This window comes from Rhizobium sp. WYJ-E13 (assembly GCF_018987265.1).
In the GTDB taxonomy this organism is placed as follows: Bacteria; Pseudomonadota; Alphaproteobacteria; order Rhizobiales; family Rhizobiaceae; genus Rhizobium.
Genome location: NZ_CP076853.1, coordinates 146,579 through 166,084 on the forward strand (window position 1 = coordinate 146,579; position 19,506 = coordinate 166,084).

Annotated in this window: 19 protein-coding genes, 1 tRNA gene and 1 riboswitch; of the genes, 11 read left to right on the forward strand and 9 right to left on the reverse strand. The window is 61.4% G+C overall.

Annotated elements, in window-relative coordinates; genetic code table 11:
* The first annotated feature begins 144 nt into the window (after positions 1 to 144).
* From pstC to phoB, 5 genes are all read left to right on the forward strand, one after another.
* Complete coding sequence (gene pstC, locus KQ933_RS00725) at positions 145 to 1,626, forward strand: phosphate ABC transporter permease subunit PstC (protein WP_216756928.1); 1,482 nt, start codon at positions 145 to 147, stop codon at positions 1,624 to 1,626.
* On the forward strand, positions 1,623 to 2,945 hold the full coding sequence (pstA, locus tag KQ933_RS00730; protein WP_216756929.1) for a phosphate ABC transporter permease PstA: 1,323 nt from the start codon (positions 1,623 to 1,625) through the stop codon (positions 2,943 to 2,945). The genes pstC and pstA overlap by 4 nt, the downstream gene beginning before the upstream one ends.
* Positions 2,946 to 2,959: 14 nt before the next feature.
* Positions 2,960 to 3,775, forward strand: coding sequence for a phosphate ABC transporter ATP-binding protein PstB (gene pstB, locus KQ933_RS00735; protein ID WP_216756930.1), 816 nt, complete (start codon positions 2,960 to 2,962; stop codon positions 3,773 to 3,775).
* Positions 3,776 to 3,819: 44 nt separating this feature from the next.
* Positions 3,820 to 4,533 (forward strand): phosphate signaling complex protein PhoU, encoded by a 714-nt coding sequence (gene phoU / locus KQ933_RS00740; RefSeq protein WP_007821274.1) that lies wholly within the window; start codon positions 3,820 to 3,822, stop codon positions 4,531 to 4,533.
* 131 nt (positions 4,534 to 4,664) lie between these two features.
* Positions 4,665 to 5,348, forward strand: a complete 684-nt coding sequence (gene phoB, locus KQ933_RS00745; protein ID WP_004672768.1) for a phosphate regulon transcriptional regulator PhoB — start codon at positions 4,665 to 4,667, stop codon at positions 5,346 to 5,348.
* A 223-nt stretch (positions 5,349 to 5,571) separates the two neighbouring features.
* Here the strand turns inward: phoB and KQ933_RS00750 are convergent, their stop codons facing one another.
* Entirely contained in the window at positions 5,572 to 5,799 is a 228-nt protein-coding gene (locus KQ933_RS00750) for a hypothetical protein (RefSeq protein WP_216756931.1), read from the reverse strand.
* A gap of 280 nt (positions 5,800 to 6,079) precedes the next feature.
* The gene (locus KQ933_RS00755) at positions 6,080 to 6,610 is read right to left on the reverse strand and encodes a GcrA family cell cycle regulator (protein ID WP_216756932.1); all 531 of its coding nucleotides are present in this window, start codon (positions 6,608 to 6,610) and stop codon (positions 6,080 to 6,082) included.
* 422 nt (positions 6,611 to 7,032) lie between these two features.
* Here KQ933_RS00755 and KQ933_RS00760 point away from each other — a divergent pair, with 422 nt between their 5' ends.
* From KQ933_RS00760 to KQ933_RS00770, 3 genes are all read left to right on the forward strand, one after another.
* A complete protein-coding gene (locus KQ933_RS00760) occupies positions 7,033 to 8,232 on the forward strand; it encodes an aspartate aminotransferase family protein (RefSeq protein WP_216756933.1) in 1,200 nt (399 codons plus the stop codon).
* A gap of 44 nt (positions 8,233 to 8,276) precedes the next feature.
* Positions 8,277 to 9,194 (forward strand): ornithine carbamoyltransferase, encoded by a 918-nt coding sequence (gene argF, locus KQ933_RS00765; protein WP_216756934.1) that lies wholly within the window; start codon positions 8,277 to 8,279, stop codon positions 9,192 to 9,194.
* A 91-nt stretch (positions 9,195 to 9,285) separates the two neighbouring features.
* Entirely contained in the window at positions 9,286 to 10,278 is a 993-nt protein-coding gene (locus KQ933_RS00770) for an Hsp33 family molecular chaperone (protein ID WP_216756935.1), read from the forward strand.
* On the opposite strand, the gene apaG is transcribed toward KQ933_RS00770, so the two are convergent.
* Positions 10,279 to 10,671 (reverse strand): Co2+/Mg2+ efflux protein ApaG, encoded by a 393-nt coding sequence (gene apaG, locus KQ933_RS00775; RefSeq protein ID WP_183728254.1) that lies wholly within the window; start codon positions 10,669 to 10,671, stop codon positions 10,279 to 10,281.
* Between the two features lie 244 nt (positions 10,672 to 10,915).
* Complete coding sequence (locus KQ933_RS00780; protein ID WP_216756936.1) at positions 10,916 to 12,100, reverse strand: O-succinylhomoserine sulfhydrylase; 1,185 nt, start codon at positions 12,098 to 12,100, stop codon at positions 10,916 to 10,918.
* Positions 12,101 to 12,146: 46 nt separating this feature from the next.
* A riboswitch (SAM riboswitch) is annotated at positions 12,147 to 12,225 on the reverse strand.
* Between the two features lie 73 nt (positions 12,226 to 12,298).
* Between KQ933_RS00780 and KQ933_RS00785 the strand changes: the two genes are divergently transcribed.
* Complete coding sequence (locus KQ933_RS00785; protein WP_216756937.1) at positions 12,299 to 13,393, forward strand: 2'-deoxycytidine 5'-triphosphate deaminase; 1,095 nt, start codon at positions 12,299 to 12,301, stop codon at positions 13,391 to 13,393.
* A 60-nt stretch (positions 13,394 to 13,453) separates the two neighbouring features.
* Positions 13,454 to 13,527, forward strand: a tRNA-Gly gene (locus KQ933_RS00790).
* 10 nt (positions 13,528 to 13,537) lie between these two features.
* Here KQ933_RS00790 and KQ933_RS00795 read toward each other — a convergent pair.
* Together KQ933_RS00795 and KQ933_RS00800 are read right to left on the reverse strand one after the other, a co-directional pair.
* On the reverse strand, positions 13,538 to 13,819 hold the full coding sequence (locus tag KQ933_RS00795; protein WP_216756938.1) for a hypothetical protein: 282 nt from the start codon (positions 13,817 to 13,819) through the stop codon (positions 13,538 to 13,540).
* Between the two features lie 316 nt (positions 13,820 to 14,135).
* Positions 14,136 to 16,136 carry a methyl-accepting chemotaxis protein gene (locus KQ933_RS00800; RefSeq protein WP_216756939.1) on the reverse strand — a complete coding sequence of 667 codons (2,001 nt, stop codon included), beginning with the start codon at positions 16,134 to 16,136 and terminating at the stop codon, positions 14,136 to 14,138.
* Positions 16,137 to 16,624: 488 nt separating this feature from the next.
* Between KQ933_RS00800 and KQ933_RS00805 the strand changes: the two genes are divergently transcribed.
* The gene (locus KQ933_RS00805) at positions 16,625 to 17,461 is read left to right on the forward strand and encodes a transporter substrate-binding domain-containing protein (protein ID WP_216756940.1); all 837 of its coding nucleotides are present in this window, start codon (positions 16,625 to 16,627) and stop codon (positions 17,459 to 17,461) included.
* Positions 17,462 to 17,559: 98 nt separating this feature from the next.
* On the opposite strand, the gene KQ933_RS00810 is transcribed toward KQ933_RS00805, so the two are convergent.
* The 3 genes from KQ933_RS00810 to KQ933_RS00820 are packed head-to-tail and all read right to left on the reverse strand — an operon-like array spanning position 17,560 to position 19,454.
* Positions 17,560 to 17,973, reverse strand: a complete 414-nt coding sequence (locus KQ933_RS00810) for a tellurite resistance TerB family protein (protein WP_007821246.1) — start codon at positions 17,971 to 17,973, stop codon at positions 17,560 to 17,562.
* 48 nt (positions 17,974 to 18,021) lie between these two features.
* Positions 18,022 to 18,771, reverse strand: coding sequence for a thermonuclease family protein (locus KQ933_RS00815; protein WP_216756941.1), 750 nt, complete (start codon positions 18,769 to 18,771; stop codon positions 18,022 to 18,024).
* 11 nt (positions 18,772 to 18,782) lie between these two features.
* The gene (locus KQ933_RS00820) at positions 18,783 to 19,454 is read right to left on the reverse strand and encodes a helix-turn-helix transcriptional regulator (protein WP_216756942.1); all 672 of its coding nucleotides are present in this window, start codon (positions 19,452 to 19,454) and stop codon (positions 18,783 to 18,785) included.
* Positions 19,455 to 19,506 lie beyond the last annotated feature (52 nt).

Consider the following 19,506-nt stretch of genomic DNA (forward strand, 5'->3'; position numbering starts at 1 on the left):
TGGGGTGTCGCGCCGGCATCGCCTTATCTGCCCGGCACCGTCAGGTGCCGTGCGGATGAAATTCTTCTCCATGATATTGAAGCCGATGGCATGCTCCTGGAGCTGCCGGGCTCTTTGGGGGCTGTGGGCCTGGGGACGTAACGAATGAGCACATCCATCATACTCTTGTGCCTGGTAGTGATCGGCGCCGTTGCCTATGTGGCTGCGCGCAGCCGCGCTGCCGCACTTTCCGGCGGCAGGTCTTCTGCCCTGCATTCGCGGCCGGCCTATTATGGCTCCTATGCCGCGATCTGGGCTGTTCTGCCGTCCCTGATCGTTCTGTGCGTCTGGCTGGCTGTCAGCCCGGGCATCATATCCTCCTCCGTTCGCGGCGCCTTTCCTGAAGACGTGAAGGCCCAGCCGGCCGTCCAGCAGGACCTCGCCTACAGCATGGTCGCCACGGTTGCCCGCGGCATGAACATGCTGACGTCGGATGAGGTTTCTTCCCTCTCCGGCGATCCCGCCGGCCTGCAGGCAAAGCTCAGCGAGAAGGGCGTACCGCTCGCCGGCGAGCCGCAGCCCTATATGATCGATGCCGCAAAGACCCTGAACGCGGAGAGCATGACGAGCCGCATCTTCATGACGGCGATCGTGCTGCTTATCTCCGTTGCGGGCGCCTTCTACGCGCTTCGTTCCGTTGCTCCGCGTTTCCGCGCCCGTAACCGCGTCGAGCGCGTCATGCTCTGGGCGCTTCTCGGGGCATCCTCCCTCGCCATTCTGACGACGATCGGCATCGTGCTCTCGATGCTGTCGGAAGCGGCCCGCTTCTTCGCGGTCGTTCCCTTTGCCGACTTCTTCTTCGGAACGGTCTGGGATCCGCGCTTTGCCGGTGCAGGCAGCTCCTCCTTCGGCCAGTTCGGCCTCATCCCGCTGCTGCTGGGCACGCTCTATATCGGCTTCGTCGCCATGCTCGTTGCCGTGCCGGTCGGTCTCTTTGCCGCCATCTACATGGCCGAGTATGCCTCTTCGAAGGTCCGCTCGCTTGCCAAGCCGCTTCTCGAAGTGCTGGCCGGCATTCCGACCATCGTCTACGGCTTCTTCGCCCTTGTCACGGTCGGCCCGTTCCTGCGCGATCTCTCGGCGAATGTCAGCGGCCTCCTGAGCGGCAATTATACCAACTTCATCCAGGCGCAGAGCGTCATCACCGCGGGCATCGTCATGGGCATCATGCTGATCCCCTACGTCTCCTCGCTCTCCGATGACATCATCACCGCCGTGCCGCGCTCGCTCCGCGACGGCTCGCTCGGTCTTGGCGCCACGCGTTCCGAGACCATCAAGAAGGTCGTTCTGCCGGCGGCACTTCCCGGCATCGTCGGTGCCCTGCTGATGACGGCGTCCCGCGCCATCGGCGAAACCATGATCGTGGTTCTCGCAGCCGGTGTCGCCGCCCGTATCCAGATCAATCCCTTCGAGCCGATGACGACAGTGACCGTCAAGATCGTCAACCAGCTGACGGGTGACCTCGAGTTCACCTCGCCGCAGACCCTGGTTGCCTTCGCCCTTGGCATCACGCTGTTCTGCATCACGCTCTGCCTGAACATCTACGCGCTCTACATCGTGCGCAAATACCGGGAGCAGTACGAATGACGAATATTGTTTCCCCCGTCGCCGGAGTGACCGTTTCCAAGGCGCCCGCGCGCCGCGACATCGGCATCAAGCGCCGTTATGCCGCCGAGCGCCGCTTCCAGGCCTATGGTATCGCCGCGATCGCCTTCGGCCTGATCTTCCTGTTTATCCTCCTGTGGACGGTCATCGGCAAAGGCTATACCGCCTTCCAGCAGACGGCGATCACGCTGCCGATCGAGTTCACCGAGAAGACCATCGACCCGGGCAACAAGCGTGCGACCGATCCCTCGGTTCTGATCGCCGCCAACTACCCGGTTCTCCTGCGCGACGCGATCGTCAAGCAGCTTGGCATCAATGCGTCCAGCCGTCCTGACGTGCGCGACGCAACCGCCATGCTGTCCAAGGGTGCGCCGATCCAGCTGCGCGACATGGTCGTCGCCGACCCCCAGATCATCGGCAAGACCGTCAATGTCACGCTACTCGCCGATGCCAATATCGACAGCGCCAACAAGGGCCAGATCGACCTCACCGTCGATGAGAAGAACCGCAAGGTGAACGACAAGCAGCTCGGCTGGATGAACGAGCTGAAGGCGAGCGGTGCTCTCCACAAGCAGTTCAACACCGGCCTCTTCGTCAACGGCAATTCCAGCCGTCCCGAAGCTGCAGGTCTCGGCGTCGCTCTCATCGGCTCGCTCTACCTGATGCTGATCGTTCTCGTCCTTTCGCTGCCGATCGGCGTCGCCGCCTCGATCTACCTCGAGGAATTTGCGCCCAAGAACAAGCTGACGGACCTGATCGAAGTCAACATCAACAATCTCGCAGCCGTCCCGTCGATCGTCTACGGTCTGCTCGGCCTGTCGGTCTTCATCAACTTTGCCGGCCTGCCGCGTTCGGCATCGCTTGTCGGCGGGCTGGTGCTGGCACTGATGACGCTGCCGACGATCATCATCGCGACACGCGCGGCGCTTCGTGCCGTGCCGCCATCGATCCGCGCAGCCGCACTCGGCCTCGGCGCCTCGAAGATGCAGATGGTGTTCCACCATGTGCTGCCGCTCGCAATGCCCGGCATCCTGACCGGCACGATCATCGGCCTTGCCCACGCACTCGGCGAAACCGCGCCGCTGCTCCTGATCGGCATGGTCGCCTTCGTCGCCCAGGCGCCGACCACGCCGCTCGATCCTTCCACCGCACTTCCGGTGCAGGTCTACATGTGGGCCAACGAAGCCGAGCGTGCCTTCGTGGAAAGAACCTCGGGTGCCATCATCGTCCTGCTCCTGTTCCTGATCGTCATGAACCTCGGAGCTATCCTCTTGCGTCGTCGCTTTGAGCGCCGCTGGTAAACGGAGTAAAGATCATGAACATGTTGACGGAAGCTGCAGTCGAGAAGGCGCTGGACCAGAAAATGAACAACGTCCCGTATAAGATGATCGGTCAGGATGTCTCCGTCTATTACGGAGAGAAGCGCGCGCTTTTCGATGTCAATCTGAACATCCGCGAAAACACGGTGACCGCGCTCATCGGCCCGTCGGGCTGCGGCAAGTCCACCTTCCTGCGGTCGCTGAACCGCATGAACGACACGATCGACGGCTGCCGGGTCACCGGCAAGATCACGCTCGACGGCGATGACATCTACGATCCCGATATCGACGTCGTCGAACTGCGCGCCCGCGTCGGCATGGTGTTCCAGAAGCCGAACCCGTTCCCGAAGTCGATCTACGAAAACGTCTCCTACGGCCCGCGCATCCACGGCCTCGCCAAGTCCAAGGCAGACCTCGACCAGATCGTCGAGTCCAGCCTGCAGCGCGCCGGCCTCTGGAACGAAGTCAAGGACCGCGTGCATGAATCGGGTACCGGCCTTTCCGGCGGTCAGCAGCAGCGCCTGTGCATCGCGCGCGCCGTTGCCGTCAGCCCGGAAGTCATCCTGATGGACGAGCCCTGCTCGGCGCTGGACCCGATCGCGACTGCAAAGGTCGAAGAGCTGATCCACGAGCTGCGTGAAAACTACACCATCGTCATCGTGACGCATTCCATGCAGCAGGCCGCCCGCGTGTCACAGCGCACGGCCATGTTCCACCTCGGCAACCTGGTTGAGGAAAACGATACCGACAAGATGTTCACCAATCCGGACGATCCGCGCACCCAGGACTATATCATGGGCCGGTTCGGCTGATTTTGGCGATGTGAAGCCTTCCCGATTTTCGAGGACAAAGCCCCATGGCATCGACACATATTTTTTCCGCCTATGACGACGATCTGAAATTCCTGTCCCGGCGCATTTCCGAGATGGGTGGTCTTGCCGAACAGATGGTCGGCGAGGCCGTCCGTGCGCTGGTCAACGGCGATACGGCGCTCGCCCAGAAGGTCATTTCCGACGACGTGATCCTCGATCACGCGGAACGCGAAATCAACGACAAGGCGATCGTTACGATCGCCCGTCGCCAGCCGATGGCCTCCGACCTTCGTGAGATCATGGGTTCGATCCGCATCGCCGCCGACCTCGAGCGCGTCGGCGATCTCGGCAAGAACACCGCAAAGCGCGTCATCGCCGTGCAAAGCACCGGCGTTCCCCGCAAGCTTGCCCGCGGTCTCGAGCATCTCTCCGAACTGGCGCTCGTCCAGCTCAAGGAAGTGCTCGACGTCTACACGACGCGTTCGGCTGACAAGGCCAAGTCCATCCGTGAGCGCGACGACGAGATCGACGCGATGTACACCTCGCTGTTCCGCGAACTTCTGACCTACATGATGGAAGATCCGCGCAACATCACGAGCTGCACGCATCTTCTCTTCTGCGCCAAGAACATCGAACGCATCGGCGACCATGCGACCAACATCGCCGAGACGATCTACTACATGGCAACCGGCGCCCAGCCGGAGGGCGAACGTCCGAAGGACGACAGCTCCAATACCGTCGGTGCGGTCACGGAGTAATCCGGACCTGCCGATTGCATATGCGCGTCCCATGCGGGGGCGCGCATGGGTGCAGCCAATTCCGAGTTCCTGCATGATCCCTGCTTAAATCACCCCCGGTTTAAGGATCATGCATTAGGAGACTGACACGCATGATCCCAAGAGTTGCAGTTGTTGAAGATGAAGAGGCGCTGAGCGTGCTTCTCCGCTACAACCTCGAAGCGGAAGGTTTCGAGGTGGATACGATCCTCCGTGGCGACGAGGCCGAAATCCGGCTTCAGGAGCGCACGCCCGACCTGCTCATCCTCGACTGGATGCTGCCGGGCGTTTCCGGCATCGAGCTCTGCCGCCGGCTGCGCATGCGGCCGGAGACCGAGCGTCTGCCGATCATCATGCTGACGGCGCGCGGCGAAGAGAGCGAACGCGTTCGCGGCCTCTCGACCGGCGCGGACGACTATGTCGTCAAGCCCTTCTCCACGCCGGAACTTGTCGCCCGCGTCAAGGCGATGCTGCGTCGTGCCCGTCCGGAGGTTCTTTCCAGCGTTTTGAAGTGCGGGGATATCGAGCTCGATCGCGAAACCCATCGCGTTCATCGCAAGAGCCGTGAAGTCCGCCTCGGCCCGACCGAATTCCGCCTGCTCGAATTCCTGATGTCGTCGCCGGGCAGGGTCTTCTCCCGCTCGCAGCTTCTGGACGGCGTCTGGGGCCATGATATCTATGTGGACGAGCGCACGGTCGACGTCCATGTCGGCCGCCTGCGCAAGGCGCTGAACTTTTCCAACATGCAGGATGTCATCCGCACCGTTCGTGGCGCGGGATATTCCATGGAAGCCTGATCCGAGTGATCGGAGGTCCAGACGGGTCGCTCGGGTTCTCCCGGGCGGCCCGTTTGTCTATCCGGCTGCGTTTTTAGGAGTAGGCGTTGCCTCGCTCACACTTTGACCGACATGTTTCTTGCACCGCGAGGGCTGAAGCCATGATGGGGAGGGCTGCTATACGCCATCAGGAGACGTTAGCTTCGGCTCGCTCGTGCGGCCACCCTTGTCTCCCTTGATGTGATCATGGGGAGCTCAGGTCCAGACCGAGCATGCTGCTAAGGACAAAGGCGAGGAGCCCCACGCCGAGTAGCGCCAGCGCGAAGACTGCGGCCATCATGCCGCCCGTGCGCAGTACCGCTTGCCGCTCCCCCATCTCGCTTCGATCGTAATGCCACTTGATGGCGAAGAACATGGCCGTTCCCAAAGCGAGAACCTTGAACGTAACGAAGACTACAGGGACCCAATCCATATCAGATACTCTCATGTGCACCAGCTACGCGCCTTATGATCCCATCTTAGGCAAACGCATACGTCCTATTGTGCAAGGCTGATATGTAACAGCAGGGGGCGGTTTCCTGGCCTGTATCGTCGGGTTCGGGAATGACCGCTTAGGGCCGCCAGAAGGCTTTGAGCACTTATTGCCCCACCGACCAGTTCCACGCCAGGAGTTCAGCGATGGGAAAAAATTCGCCCCCCTGCGCGTCAGCGAAGAGGGGCGACGAATGCTGCATCTCTGGGCAAGGCGTGGATCAGGCGACCCGGACAGCCTTGCGGCGTTCGCTCATCGGCTGATAGGCGAGACGCTGGTGGTAGTTGCAATAGGGCGATGAATCCGGGGAGTCGCAGCCGCAAAAGTAGAAATCGTCCTTCATCGGATCGCCGACCGGCCATTTGCAGGTGCGTTCCGTGAGTTCCGTCAGGCCGAGGCGACGGGAGATAGGCACGACCACGTTTTTGGCCGGTACATATTCCATTTCCTCGACAGTTTCGATCTCGATCTCTTCCTTCAGGACAGTTGCGCCCTGCTGGCGGGTAACGGTGCGGGTGGTGATGCGAGACGCATAGTTCGGGGCGCGGGGAGCCGAGGTATTGCGCTTCGGTGCACGCGCAGCGGTTGCCGTGCCGCCGGCCTTGGCGCGGCCAGGAAGACTGAGCCGGTGAACCTTGCCGATAACAGCGTTTCTACTGACGCCGCCAAGTTGCGCTGCGATCTGGCTGGCGCTCAGCCCCTCCGACCAAAGCTTCTTGAGCTTTTCGACACGCTCGTCTGTCCAGTTCATGCCCTGTCTCCACCTTTCGCGTTGGTGATGGCAGAATCCCTCACCGTTGCCTCGGAAACTTCCAAAGCAAGAAACGCCCGATCAATTTTGGTGACTAGTTCCGCCGCATGCAGTCTAGTAATTGAACTTTAACCTAGTGTGAGCCTGACTCTGTGACAAGAGTCGCAGGAATCCGATGAATCCGAATTCGTAGTTTTCCCCAACTTGCTTCCCGAGAGAGTCATTTCTGCAACATTAGCTGTTGATAGACCTGTAAAGCCGATTACCGGCTTGACGCATGCGCTAAATCCTCAGTTTTGTTGACATTGCAGTGCGAAAAGTAAATAGTGGTCCGGGCCGCCGAAAGGCGGCATTTTTAATTTTTCGGACCTGGTTTTCTTAGCCGGAGTCCGGTGCCCGGAACCTGATCAGGAGATCGCGCCATGGCTGAAGCCTCGCCGCTTTATGACACCTATTCTCGTGCCCCATTGCGGTTCGAGCGAGGTGAAGGCGTCTGGCTGATCACCGACACCGGCGAGCGATATCTGGATTTCGGCGCGGGCGTTGCCGTCACATCGGTGGGGCATGGCAACCCGCATGTCGTGGCCGCGCTCAAGGATCAGGCTGACAAGGTCTGGCACCTTTCGAACGTCTACGAGATCCCCGGCCAGGAGAAGCTTGCCAAGCGGCTGACGGATGCCACCTTCGCTGACAAGGTGTTCTTCACCAATTCCGGCGCTGAGGCTCTGGAATGCGCGATCAAGACGGCGCGCCGCTACCAGTTCTCCAAGGGCCACCCCGAGCGCTTCCATATCATCACCTTCGAAGGCGCCTTCCACGGCCGGACGCTGGCGACCATCGCCGCCGGTGGCCAGGAGAAATATCTCGAAGGTTTCGGTCCGAAGACCCCTGGATTCGATCAGGTACCCTTCGGCGATATCGAGGCTGTCCGCGCCGCGATCACCGAAAAGACGGCCGCCATCCTCATCGAGCCCGTGCAGGGCGAGGGCGGTGTCCGCCCTGCGACGTCAGAATTCATGAAAGCGCTCCGCCAGCTCTGCGACGAGCATGGCCTGCTGCTGATCCTCGATGAGGTCCAGACAGGTGTCGGCCGCACCGGCAAGCTTTTCGCCCATGAGTGGTCGGGTATCACACCTGATATCATGGCCATCGCCAAGGGCATCGGCGGCGGTTTCCCGCTTGGTGCCTGCCTTGCGACGGCAGAGGCCGCGTCCGGCATGAAAGCCGGCACGCATGGCTCAACCTATGGCGGCAACCCGCTTGCCATGGCTGTCGGCAGCGCGGTGCTGGATATCATCCTGGCCGACGGCTTCCTGCAGCATGTGCGTGATGTCGCCCTCGTTTTCCGCCAAGGCCTTGCCTCGCTCAAGGATCGTTATCCTGACGTAATCGAGGATGTCAGGGGCGAAGGTCTGCTGCTCGGCATCAAGGCCGCTATTCCCTCGGCTGAGCTGTTACAGGCGATCCGCGCAGCACATCTTCTGGCAATCCCGGCGGGCGACAACGTCATCCGTCTGCTTCCGCCGCTGGTCGTAACCGCAGAGGAGGCGCGCGAAGGGATTTCCCGTATCGAGCATGCCGCCGAAAGCATCCGCGCCGCCAAGGTCAAGAAGACCGCTTGATAGGATATTGCCCCGCCCGCCGGCGGGCGTAGCAGGTAAAGAACATGGCTTCCCCGAAACATTTCCTCGATCTCTCCGCAGTCACCGCATCCGACCTCAGAACCATCATGGAGGATGCCAAGCTGCGAAAGCAGGCATTCAAGGCCGGCACCGCCGACAAGCCGCTCGCCGGCAAGATGCTGGCCATGATCTTCGAGAAGCCGTCGACCCGAACCCGCGTCTCCTTCGATGTCGGCATGCGCCAGCTCGGCGGCGAAACGCTGTTCCTGTCGGGCACCGAAATGCAGCTCGGCCGCGCCGAGACGATCGGTGACACCGCCAAGGTTCTGTCGCGCTATGTCGATGCGATCATGATCCGCACGACCGAGCACAGCCGTATGCTGGAGCTCGCCGAGCATGCCACCGTGCCTGTCATCAACGCGCTGACGGACGATACCCATCCCTGCCAGATCATGGCCGATGTCATGACTTTCGAAGAGCATCGCGGCCCGATCAAGGGCAAGACGATCGCCTGGACGGGCGACGGCAACAACGTGCTGCATTCCCTGGTGGAAGGAGCCGCCCGTTTCGGCTACCGCATGAACATGGCCGTACCCCTTGGTTCCGAGCCGAAGGATCACTATTTGAACTGGGCCCGCAATGAGGGCGCCGAAATCATGCTCTACCATGATGCTGACCGTGCGGTCGCCGGCGTCGATTGCGTGGTGACCGATACCTGGGTCTCCATGAATCAGGAACATCGGGCTCGCGGTCACAATGTCTTCCAGCCTTATCAGGTCAATGCGCATTTGATGGCGCAGGCCGGCAAAGACGCATTGTTCATGCATTGCCTTCCCGCTCATCGCGGTGAGGAGGTGACGGACGAGGTGATCGACGGCCCACAATCCGTGGTCTTCGATGAAGCGGAAAACCGTCTTCATGCGCAGAAGTCGATTCTTGCTTGGTGCCTGGGCGCGATCTGAACCATAATCGGATGTCGCGAGTCCAAAACTCGCGGCTGCGCAAGCAGCCGGTGCGCTAGCCGGCTGCTCTGACAAAACAGGAGTGAAAGCCATGGCAGAAGCTGCCGCCGCCCTCGGCGAGTTCGATTTCGCCGGCGATGATCATGTCGTCCCTTTCCAGGTCGAAGGGCTGGATGTGCGCGGTCGCGCCGTCCAGCTCGGCCCGATGCTGGATTCAATCCTCGAACGTCATCATTATCCTGCGCCCGTCGCCCGCCTTCTGGCGGAAGTGGTGGTGCTCACGGTGCTGCTCGGCACATCGCTGAAGTTCGACGGCAAATTCACCGTTCAGACCAAGAGCGACGGTCCCGTCGACCTGCTGGTCGCCGATTTCTCGACGCCGGAAAACGTCCGGGCCTATGCCCGCTTCGATCAGGCCTCGCTCGACAAGGCTATTGCGGCAGGCGAAACCGAGCCGGAACAGCTTCTTGGCAAGGGTGTGCTCGCCTTTACCATCGACCAGGGCAAGTTCAGCCAGCCCTATCAGGGCATCGTCGCGCTTGACGGTACCTCACTGGAAGATATCGCCGGCGTCTATTTCCGCCAGTCGGAGCAGATCCCGACGCGTGTGCGCCTTGCCGCTGCCGAGCTCTTCGATCGTGACGATCATGGCAAGCCGCGTCACCGCTGGCGGGCAGGGGGCCTCGTTGCCCAGTTTCTGCCGGAAGCGCCGGAGCGTATGCGCCAGGCCGATCTTCACGGCGGCGATGGCGACACGGGCGAACGCGCCCATCTCGAAGACGATGCCTGGGCGGAAGCCCGCTCGCTCGTCGAAACCGTGGATGCCGATGAGCTGACCGATCCGCTGGTCGGCACGGAACGCCTGCTGTTCCGCCTCTTCCACGAACGCGGCGTGCGCGTCTACGATCCGCGCGCGGTCTTCGATCGTTGCAGCTGTTCGCGGGAAAAGATCGGCAACGTGCTGAAGGGTTTCAGCGCCGAGGAAGTAGAGGAAAGCCAGGAAAACGGCGAGATCGCCGTAACCTGCGAATTCTGCTCCACGACCTATCGCTTTCCGGTAAACGAGGTTGCACCGGCGGAGTGATCAGTTCAGCACCCTGAGCAGGCCGGGTGAATCCAAGGAGAAGGCGGGGATGTCGACATCGAACAGCTCGCCTTCGTCCGTCTCCATCTGGTAGTGGCCGAACATCAGGCCGGATGGCGTATCCAGCGGACAGCCCGATGAATATTCGTAAGTATCGCCTGGCTGCAGCCGCGGCTGTTCGCCAACGACGCCGGGGCCGCTGACCTCGTCGATCTGCCCGTTCTGGTCGGTAATATTCCAGTAGCGGTTGACGAGGCGCACGGCTATGTCGGAGTTGTTGGCGATGACGACGCGGTAACCCCAGACATAACGATCATCGTCCGGATCGGATTGCTCCTCCAGATAAAAGGGTTCGACAACCACTTCGATGTCTCGTGTGAGGGCGCGATACATGCCTTACACCTTAGTCAAGATATGTTACCCGTATCTTATAAGAGGCCCCATCCGTCAAGAAATGGGACAGTGATCGCGGCCTCGCCACCCCAGTTGGGCGGTCTTTCGTTCATTAAGCCTAACTCTCGGTGTTAATTTCAAGGCAAATGCTGCTGTCGCGGCATGATCCCTGGCATTCTACTCTTTGAAACTCATGCATCGGACCGAAAATCGATCCCGATTTTCGGGCCGATGCATGAAAAGATCAGGCCGAAACCTTGGACAGCGCGCGGGCGAAATCCTCAAGGAGATCGTCCGTGTCTTCGATGCCGGCCGAGAGGCGCACCGTGCCCGGCGAAATGCCGAGTTCGGCGCGGGCCTCATCCGTCAGGTTCTTGTGCGTCGTCGTGGCCGGATGAGTGATCAGGCTCTTGGAGTCGCCGAGATTGTTGGAGATCTTCACGATCTCAAGCGCGTTCTGCAGCGCAAAGGCCGCTTCCTTGCCGCCCTTTAGCTCAAAGCAGACGAGCGTCGAGCCGCCCGACATCTGCTTGGCGATGATATCGGCCTGCGGATGGTCCTTGCGGCCGGGATAGATGACCTTGGCGACCTTGCCCTGATCGGCCAGGAAATCGGCGATCTCAGCCGCGTTCTGCGTCTGCTGCTTGACGCGCAGCGGCAGCGTCTCGATGCCCTTCAGCAGTGTCCAGGCATTGAAGGGCGACATGGCCGGGCCGGTGTGGCGGAAATAGTCATGCAGGTTTTCGTCGATCCATTCCTTGTCGGAGAGAACCACGCCGCCGAGGCAGCGGCCCTGACCGTCAATATGCTTGGTCGCGGAATAGACGACGATATGCGCGCCGAGCTCCAGCGGCTTCTGGAAGAGCGGCGTCGCAAAGACGTTGTCGACCACGACCTTCGCGCCGATCTGGTTGGCGAGCTTGGCCACACCGGCTATATCGACCACTTCCAGCGTCGGATTGGTCGGGCTTTCCAGGAAGAACACCTTGGTCTTCGGCGTAATCGCCTTTTCCCAGTTCTCCAGATAGCGGCCGTCGACCAGCGTGCAGTCGATGCCGTATTTCGGCGCCAGCGTCTCGACCACCCAGCGGCAGGAGCCGAAGAGGGCACGGGCGGCAACGATATGATCGCCGGCCTTCAGCTGGCAGAGAATGGCGGCGGTGACGGCGGCCATGCCGGAAGCCGTGGCGCGGGCATCTTCAGCGCCTTCGAGAGCGCACATGCGCTTTTCGAACATGTCGTTGGTCGGGCTGCCATAACGCGCATAGATGAAACCTTCGGTTTCGCCCTTGAAGCGCGCCTCTGCTGCCTCGGACGTATCGTAGACGAAGCCCTGCGTGAGATAGATTGCCTCTGACGTCTCGCCATATTGCGAGCGCAGCGTTCCGCTGTGGACGAGTTGGGTTGCCGGGCGCCAGGTCTTGCTCATGCCATCACCACTTTCAAACAACAAAAAAACCGGCCGCAAAAGCAGACCGGTTTTCAACCCGGTCTTTTTAGCCACTTGTTTAACGTGGCTGCAAGCCGACCGGCCAAATCACCACGGGATAAATTTGCAATACTGCCGTTCTGCGCTTGCGTCAATTCCCCGACTTTGGTTTTGTCGGCGGCAGATTATGGATGGAGCATGATGGCTCGCGAAACTGGAATTCTGGCCGACCGCGCGATAGCAGCGCTGTTTGAAACGGGGCGTCTTCAAAGCGAACGCGAGCTTGATCGTGACCAGATCCAGCCCGCAAGCCTGGATCTGCGGCTGGGCGCCAAGGCTTTCCGGGTGCGCGCCAGCTTCATGCCCGGCCCGTCGCATCTCGTCTCCGACAAGCTTGACCGGCTGAGCCTGCACGTCATCGACCTCTCCGAAGGCGCGGTGCTGGAAACCGGCTGCGTCTACATCGTACCGCTGATGGAGCGCCTCGATCTGCCGGCCGACATGTCGGCTTCGGCCAATCCCAAAAGCTCGACCGGCCGGCTCGATATCTTCACCCGTGTCATCACCGATTACGCGCAGGAGTTCGACAAGATCCCATCGGGCTATTCCGGCCCGCTTTATCTCGAAATCAGCCCGCGCACCTTCCCGATCGTCGTGCGTCGCGGCTCGCGCCTGTCGCAGATCCGCTTCCGCGTCGGCCATTCGGTTCTCGGCGAGCCGGAGCTTTTGAAGTTGCACGCAACGGAAACGCTCGTCGCCGCCAAGCAGCCGAACGTCTCCGGCGGCGGTATTGCGCTGTCGATTGATCTGACAGGCGACGAGGAAGGCCTGATCGGTTATCGCGGCAAACACCACACGGCCGTCGTCGATGTCGACAAGAAGGCCCAGCACGATATCTTCGACTTCTGGGAGCCGCTCTATAGCCGCGGCCGCAATGAGCTGATCCTCGATCCGGACGAATTCTACATTCTCGTCTCACGCGAGGCCGTGCACGTTCCCCCGCACTATGCGGCGGAAATGACCCCCTTCGATCCGCTCGTCGGCGAATTTCGTGTCCATTATGCCGGCTTCTTCGATCCCGGCTTCGGCCATGCGCCCGCCGGCGGGCGCGGCAGCCGCGCCGTGCTGGAAGTACGCAGCCACGAGGTGCCCTTCATCCTCGAAGACGGCCAGATCGTCGGCCGCCTGATCTACGAACACATGCAGGAACAACCATCGAGCCTCTACGGCTCGGGCCTCGGCTCCAACTATCAGGCCCAGGGTCTGAAACTGTCGAAGCATTTCCGCATCTGATCTGCGGTGATTGCCGCGACTTGACAGCGGCGGCCATCTGTTGGAAGTCTCAAGTGGTTGGCGGGTGTAGCTCAATGGTAGAGCAGCAGCTTCCCAAGCTGAATACGAGGGTTCGATTCCCTTCACCCGCTCCAGTTACCCTCCTCAATCGCGTCCGAAAATATTGATCGGTCGGTACTGGCGGTGCGCAATCGCCAGCGAACGGTCCGGACGGATGATATAGGTCTCCTCGACCTGCCGGCCGTACTGGTCGATGAAACTGTGCGGGAAGGTCGATCCAATTGGCGACTTTGTCAGTTTCGTGCGCGGCTGGCCGTTGTAGGTGATGCTGCCGGGAATGGGCTCGATGCCGGGGCCGGTATATTCGACGGTGGTGCAGCCGGCGAGCGCCAGCGCGCCGATGAGGCTAAATGCGATCAGTTTCATCTCCGGAGCCTTTCTGTCCGCGGCACGGTGTCATTGTACCGCAAATCGCGGAAAGCTCACGACACAAACGGCACGCATGTCTTCAACCCTTCGAGAAGAGCTTTGGTAAGGTCACCGCCGGTCTGACTTCGCTCCTCTGAAGTCGCTCGGCCGGCCTTATTGCCGCTTTCGGCTCGATCTGCGGCGGCTGGCTGTTTTATTGCACGGCGCCCGGTAACGTGCTCATCGACGTCGGCTGGTGGCCGCAAGCCTGAAAAGGCCTGAAACGAAAATGGGCGGCCGGAGCCGCCCATTCTCATTCGATCAGGTTGTCAGCTCAGAATTCCGTCCAGTCGGCTTCCTGGCTGCTGGATGGGGCGGCAGTGCTGTTCGCACCGAAGGCGCTGGCGAGCTTCTGGCCAAGGGCGCGTGCCGGCGAAGCCTTCGGGCGTGCGGTGCTTTCGGCAACGCGGACCGGGGTTCTGGCGGCCGGCCGTGCGGCAGCGCGTGGCGCGGCCGATGTCGTCTGGATCGGCGTGGCTGCAACGAAGCCGCCGGTGCCCGTCAGGCGGAACTGGCCGAGCAGGTTGTTGAGTGCCGTCGCTTCCGTGGCAAGGTTATGGCTTGCCGCGGTGGATTCCTCGACCATCGCAGCATTCTGCTGCGTGCTCTGATCCATGCTGTTGACCGCAGTATTGATCTCCTGCAGGCCGATTGACTGCTCGCGCGAGGCTTCGGCGATCGCATGGACGTGCTGGTTGATTTCCTGCACCTCGTGGACGATCGCATCAAGCGCCTTGCCGGTTTCGCCGACCAGCGAGACGCCGGTCTGCACATGCGTGCCTGATGTGGTAATCAGCGCCTTGATTTCCTTGGCGGCGTTTGCAGAGCGCTGGGCGAGTTCCCGGACTTCCTGTGCGACGACCGCAAAGCCCTTGCCGGCTTCACCGGCGCGCGCAGCTTCGACACCGGCGTTCAGCGCCAAGAGGTTCGTCTGGAAGGCGATATCGTCGATGACGCCGATGATATTGCTGATCTCGGCGGAGGACTGTTCGATCTGATGCATGGCAGCGACAGCCTTGCGGACGACGTCGCCGGATTTCTCGGCGCCAAGGCGGGTTCGGGCGACGAGTTGGCTTGCCTCTTCGGCCCGCTTTGCTGCGTCCTTTACCGTCGTGGTGATCTCCTCGAGGGCTGCTGCCGTTTCCTCCACGGAAGCGGCCTGCTGCTCGGTGCGCTTCGAAAGCTCGTCGGCGGACGACCGGATCTCGTTGGCGCCGGCGCTGATGGCGCGGGCATTGGAGCCGACCGTGTGCATGGTCTCGTTGAGCTTTTCGACCGAGTTGTTGAAGTCCTGGCGCAGCGCGTCGAGATGCGCGACGAAAGGCGTTTCGATGTGCGAGACGAGGTCGCCCGCCGAAAACCGGCGCAGCCCGTCGCCGAGTGCATTGACCGCACGCTCGAGATCGGCTGCTTCCGCGGCCTTCTGTGCTTCGCGTTCGCGGCGCTCGCTGTCGCTGAGGCTGCGATCGGCTTCGGCGCGGGCTTCGAGCTGGATGCGTTCGATCGCATTGTCGCGGAAGACCGAGACGGCCTGCGCCATTTTGCCGATCTCGTCGCGACGGTCGAGGCCGACGATTTCGCTGTCCGTATCACCCTCTGCCAGGCCGGTCATGCGCTCGCGCAGCTTTGCCATGGGGGTGGTGATGCCGATCTGGGCGACGACGATGCTGAGACCGATGGCGCCGACGACGGCTAGGCCGATCAAGGCAAAGCAGAGGTTGATGCGGTCGTTGACGGAAGCCGAAAGCGCATCGCCGCCGTCGTTGAGCATCGCCATCATCGCATCGTTGTTGGCGATCATCTTCGGCGTCAGTGCGTTGAGCTTGGCGTTGATCAGGCCGACATTCGCCAGGGCGCCGGCGCTGTCCTTGGCCTTGCTCTGCTCGATGATCTTGTTCGCCAGAGTTTCGATTTCATCGATGCCTGCCTGGATTTCATCGACCGCCGCCTTGCGGCTGGGCACAAGCGCCAGCGCCTGCTTCATGCGGTCGCGTGCCTGCGGCAGCTTGCTGGGTGTAGCGAGTGCCGTTTGGAATGCCGGCGTATCGGGTTTCATGTCGGCAAGCAGGCTCACCTGCAGCACCGAGGCGACGACCGATGCGCTGGCGCGCGCGCTCTGCATCGAGGCCAGCGCCTCATGATCGATGAAGGCGCCGTAGGCCGCGTCCGCTCGGCGAAACTCGGAGATGACATAGATCAGTCCGGCTATCGTGATGAGCCCCAGGAGCGCCACGACCGATATGATTTTTGTGCGGATTTTCAGATGTTTCAGCATGGAGTTACCCGATTGGCCGGGCCTGTTGCGAGCCCGGTGCTTTTGAAATCATTTGTTGCAGAACGATTCTTCGGTATTGCGCTGGTGGGGATACCTTAAGAGGTGCGACATGCGCATCATGCAGTCGGCCGGTGAGGTCGATGTCGTCGCGTCGAATAAGATGGGATATTGCTTAATTCCGCGCTAACGGGCTCGGTGGTTGCCCATGAATTTGGACGGGCACGGTAGTTATTTGTGCTCAGGTGTTCGAAGATGCAATTTATGCGGAATTTTTGCGGCTGGTACGGCATCGTACTCGGTGAAAGACCTTGCTTTAAAGGCCGATGCGTCGTTCTAACCCCGCCGAGGCGCGGTCTGTCGCCTCGCCGGGCCATATTCCCCGACGGATATGATTCTGTTACATCTCGGCTGAGCGGCAAGCCCCGCGCGTAATCGTCAGGCAGATCAGAATGGTGCAATGTAAACCGGCGTTTCCGGCCTCCAGGTGGATGTCCATCCTCTGCCTGTTTTCAGTTGTACTGCTTTCGGCTTTTTCTGCTTTTGCGCAGCAATCCGGCTCGTCCGTGCCGCTGCTCTTCGATTCCCGTGAACGCCTGGCCAAGCCCGATCTCACTTCGCTCGTGCGCCTGCGTTTCCTGACCTCGGTAGACTTTCCGCCCTTTAATTTTACGGACCAGAACGGCAAGCTCTCCGGCTTCAACGTCGATCTCGCCCGCGAGATCTGTTCCGAGCTGGAGATTGCAGACAAGTGCCAGATCCAGGCGCTGCCCTTCGCCGACCTGCAGAAGGCGCTCGCCGGCTCGCAGGGCGATGCCGTCATCGCAGGCCTTGCCGTCACGCCGGAGCTGCGCCGCGAGTTCCTCTTCTCCCGTCCCTATCTGATGCTGCCGGCCCGCTTCGTGCGCAATACGGCGGCCGCCGTGACCGGAACGACGGCTGCCGGCCTCGCCGGCCATTCCGTCGGCATCGTCAAGGGCACCGTCCACGAGGCGATGCTCGCGGCCTTTTTCCCGGCCATCAAGGCCCAGCCTTTTGACAACAAGGAAGCGCTGTTGACGGCCTTGAAGGAGCGGAAGGTCGATGCTGCCTTTGCCGATGCGCTGCAGCTTTCCTTCTGGGTGGCTTCGCCCGCTTCGGACAAATGCTGTGCCCTGTTCGACGGTCCCTATATGTCGGAGCATTTCCTGGGCGAAGGGATGACGATCATGCTGCGCCAGAACGACAGCGTGCTGACGGCAGCAATCGACCATGCGCTGGCAACGCTCTCGCGCAATGGCCGCCTGCAGGAAATCTATCTGCGTTATTTCCCCTACGGTCTATACTAAAGCGCGTCGCGATCTCCAAGATTCGCATGTCGCGCTTTAGGTTCATGTTTTCGCATGTCGTTATCGCAAAACCGCTGCACACTTTTGCGCGACATGCTTTAACCCTTGCGGAAACGGGCGATCGCGCTGCGCTCGATGGCAGCACAGGTCAGCTTGTCGAGGCCGAGACGGTCGCGCAGCAGGCTGAGCAGCCGCAATTCTTCGGCCTTGACGGAAAGGTCGGCGGAGGCGACTTCGACCGCCAGTGCGTAGGCGGTGTCGTAGAGACGGGCAGGCAGCGTATCGCGAACGGTCTCCAGCACCACATCCAGCCCTTCCGGACCGGCCAGCAGCGAAGCGCAGTCACGGGCGATGGAAATCAGATTGTCGTCGTCGAAATCGCGGAACACCGGCAGGAAGCCGATGAGTTGGCCGATCCTCTCCATTTCCCGGTCGTTCATGGTGCTGTCGACGGCGGATGCCATCACCATCACATAGATCAGCGCGTCATGGGCGGAAAGCGGCTTGTTCATGTCTGATTCCCTCTTGAATGAACGGAGATTAGGAATTGACAGTCGTCATTACAAGGGATCTGCGGGTTCAGGCCGGGGCGTCGCCGCCGGCCTGCGGCGCGGATCCTCGCCGTGAATGCCTTCCTTCGTTTGCTTTGCTTTCTCGCCGGCGGCGGCAAGCGGCGAGCCCGGTTGCGCTTCCGCCCAGCCATTTTCCACCAGCCATGTGCCGATATCCTGCTGCCCCAGCCGGCAGGCGGCGCTTGCCATGTCTTCCCATGCATCGGAAGGCAGGTCGCAATCGATCGCGCGATTGCGCAGGAAAAGCCGCAACGCCGTCTTTGCCATCATGCCGCACGGCCATTGTTTGCCTTCGGAGCCGCAACTCTTTTCGGCGGGCGTCGCAATGATGCCGGCAATCTGCAGCCGGCGTTTGCCGAAGGAAAGGACGCCGGCGTTTTCCACCGTCGGCCGCAACAGCTCAACACTGTCTTTTCCATCAGCTGTGGCCGGCGGTGTCCCGGCGGGCGCCGGTTCGCTCTGCGCCGTTTCCTTCGCTGTCGCATTTTCGGAAGGAGGCGGGGAGGGGCCTGCCGCAGGCTCTGTTGCCCGGGCAATCAACGCCGCATCCTCGTCTGTGAGCGATGCGGGTGGCTTTGTCCCATCGGTATCCGCATCGGGCAACTCGGCGGTCACGCTTCCGGCATCTGCGTCAGGTGCCGCTCCGTCGCCGCTGTTGAGCCGCGCTTGCCCGGCCAGCAGCAGGCCGGTCACGATCGCCATCCCCGCGATACCTGTGATGAAGGCTGCAGGGCGCATGGATTATTTTCCTATTGGCTGGCCCAGATGATACGAGCAATCCATTCGACGTCGGAAAGCTCGATCGTCCGGTTGGGATGTTCGGGATTGAGAGACAATAGCTCGATGGAGCGCGGGCTCTGGCGCAACAGCACCTTGGCCATGACTTCGCCCTCGCGTGTCTTGACGACGACACGGTCGTTGCGGCGCACCTGCGCGCCGGGCTCCACGATCAGCACATCGCCGTCGCGATAGAGCGGCATCATGCTCTCGCCCTGCACTTCCAGCGCATAGACGCCCGCCTTCTGCGAGGGGCCGGCCGGAAATTCCACCACATCCCAGCCCTGGCCTGCCGGAAAGCCACCATCGTCGAAAAAGCCGCCGGCGCCCGCCTGCGCAAAGCCGAGCAGGGGAATGGAGCTTCCCTGCGACGCAAAAATACCGTCCGGTAAGCTGGCGGCGGCAGCGGCACTCGCCGGCCGCATGAAGCCCATGAACTGCTCCATGCTCGCCCCCGTCGCCTCCAGCACCTTGGCGATGGATTCCGTCGAAGGCCAGCGCAGGCGCCCATCCGCCGAAAGTCGCTTGGATTTATTGAAGGAGGTCGGATCGAGCCCCGCCCGCCGCGCAAGACCCGACGGCGTCAGGTCATGCCGTTCGGCAAGCCCGTCGATCGCCCCCCAGATCTGGTCATGTGACAGCATATGCGTCCGGTTCCGCGGTCCATTCGGCCGCTTTCTATCGCCGGCAGATTAA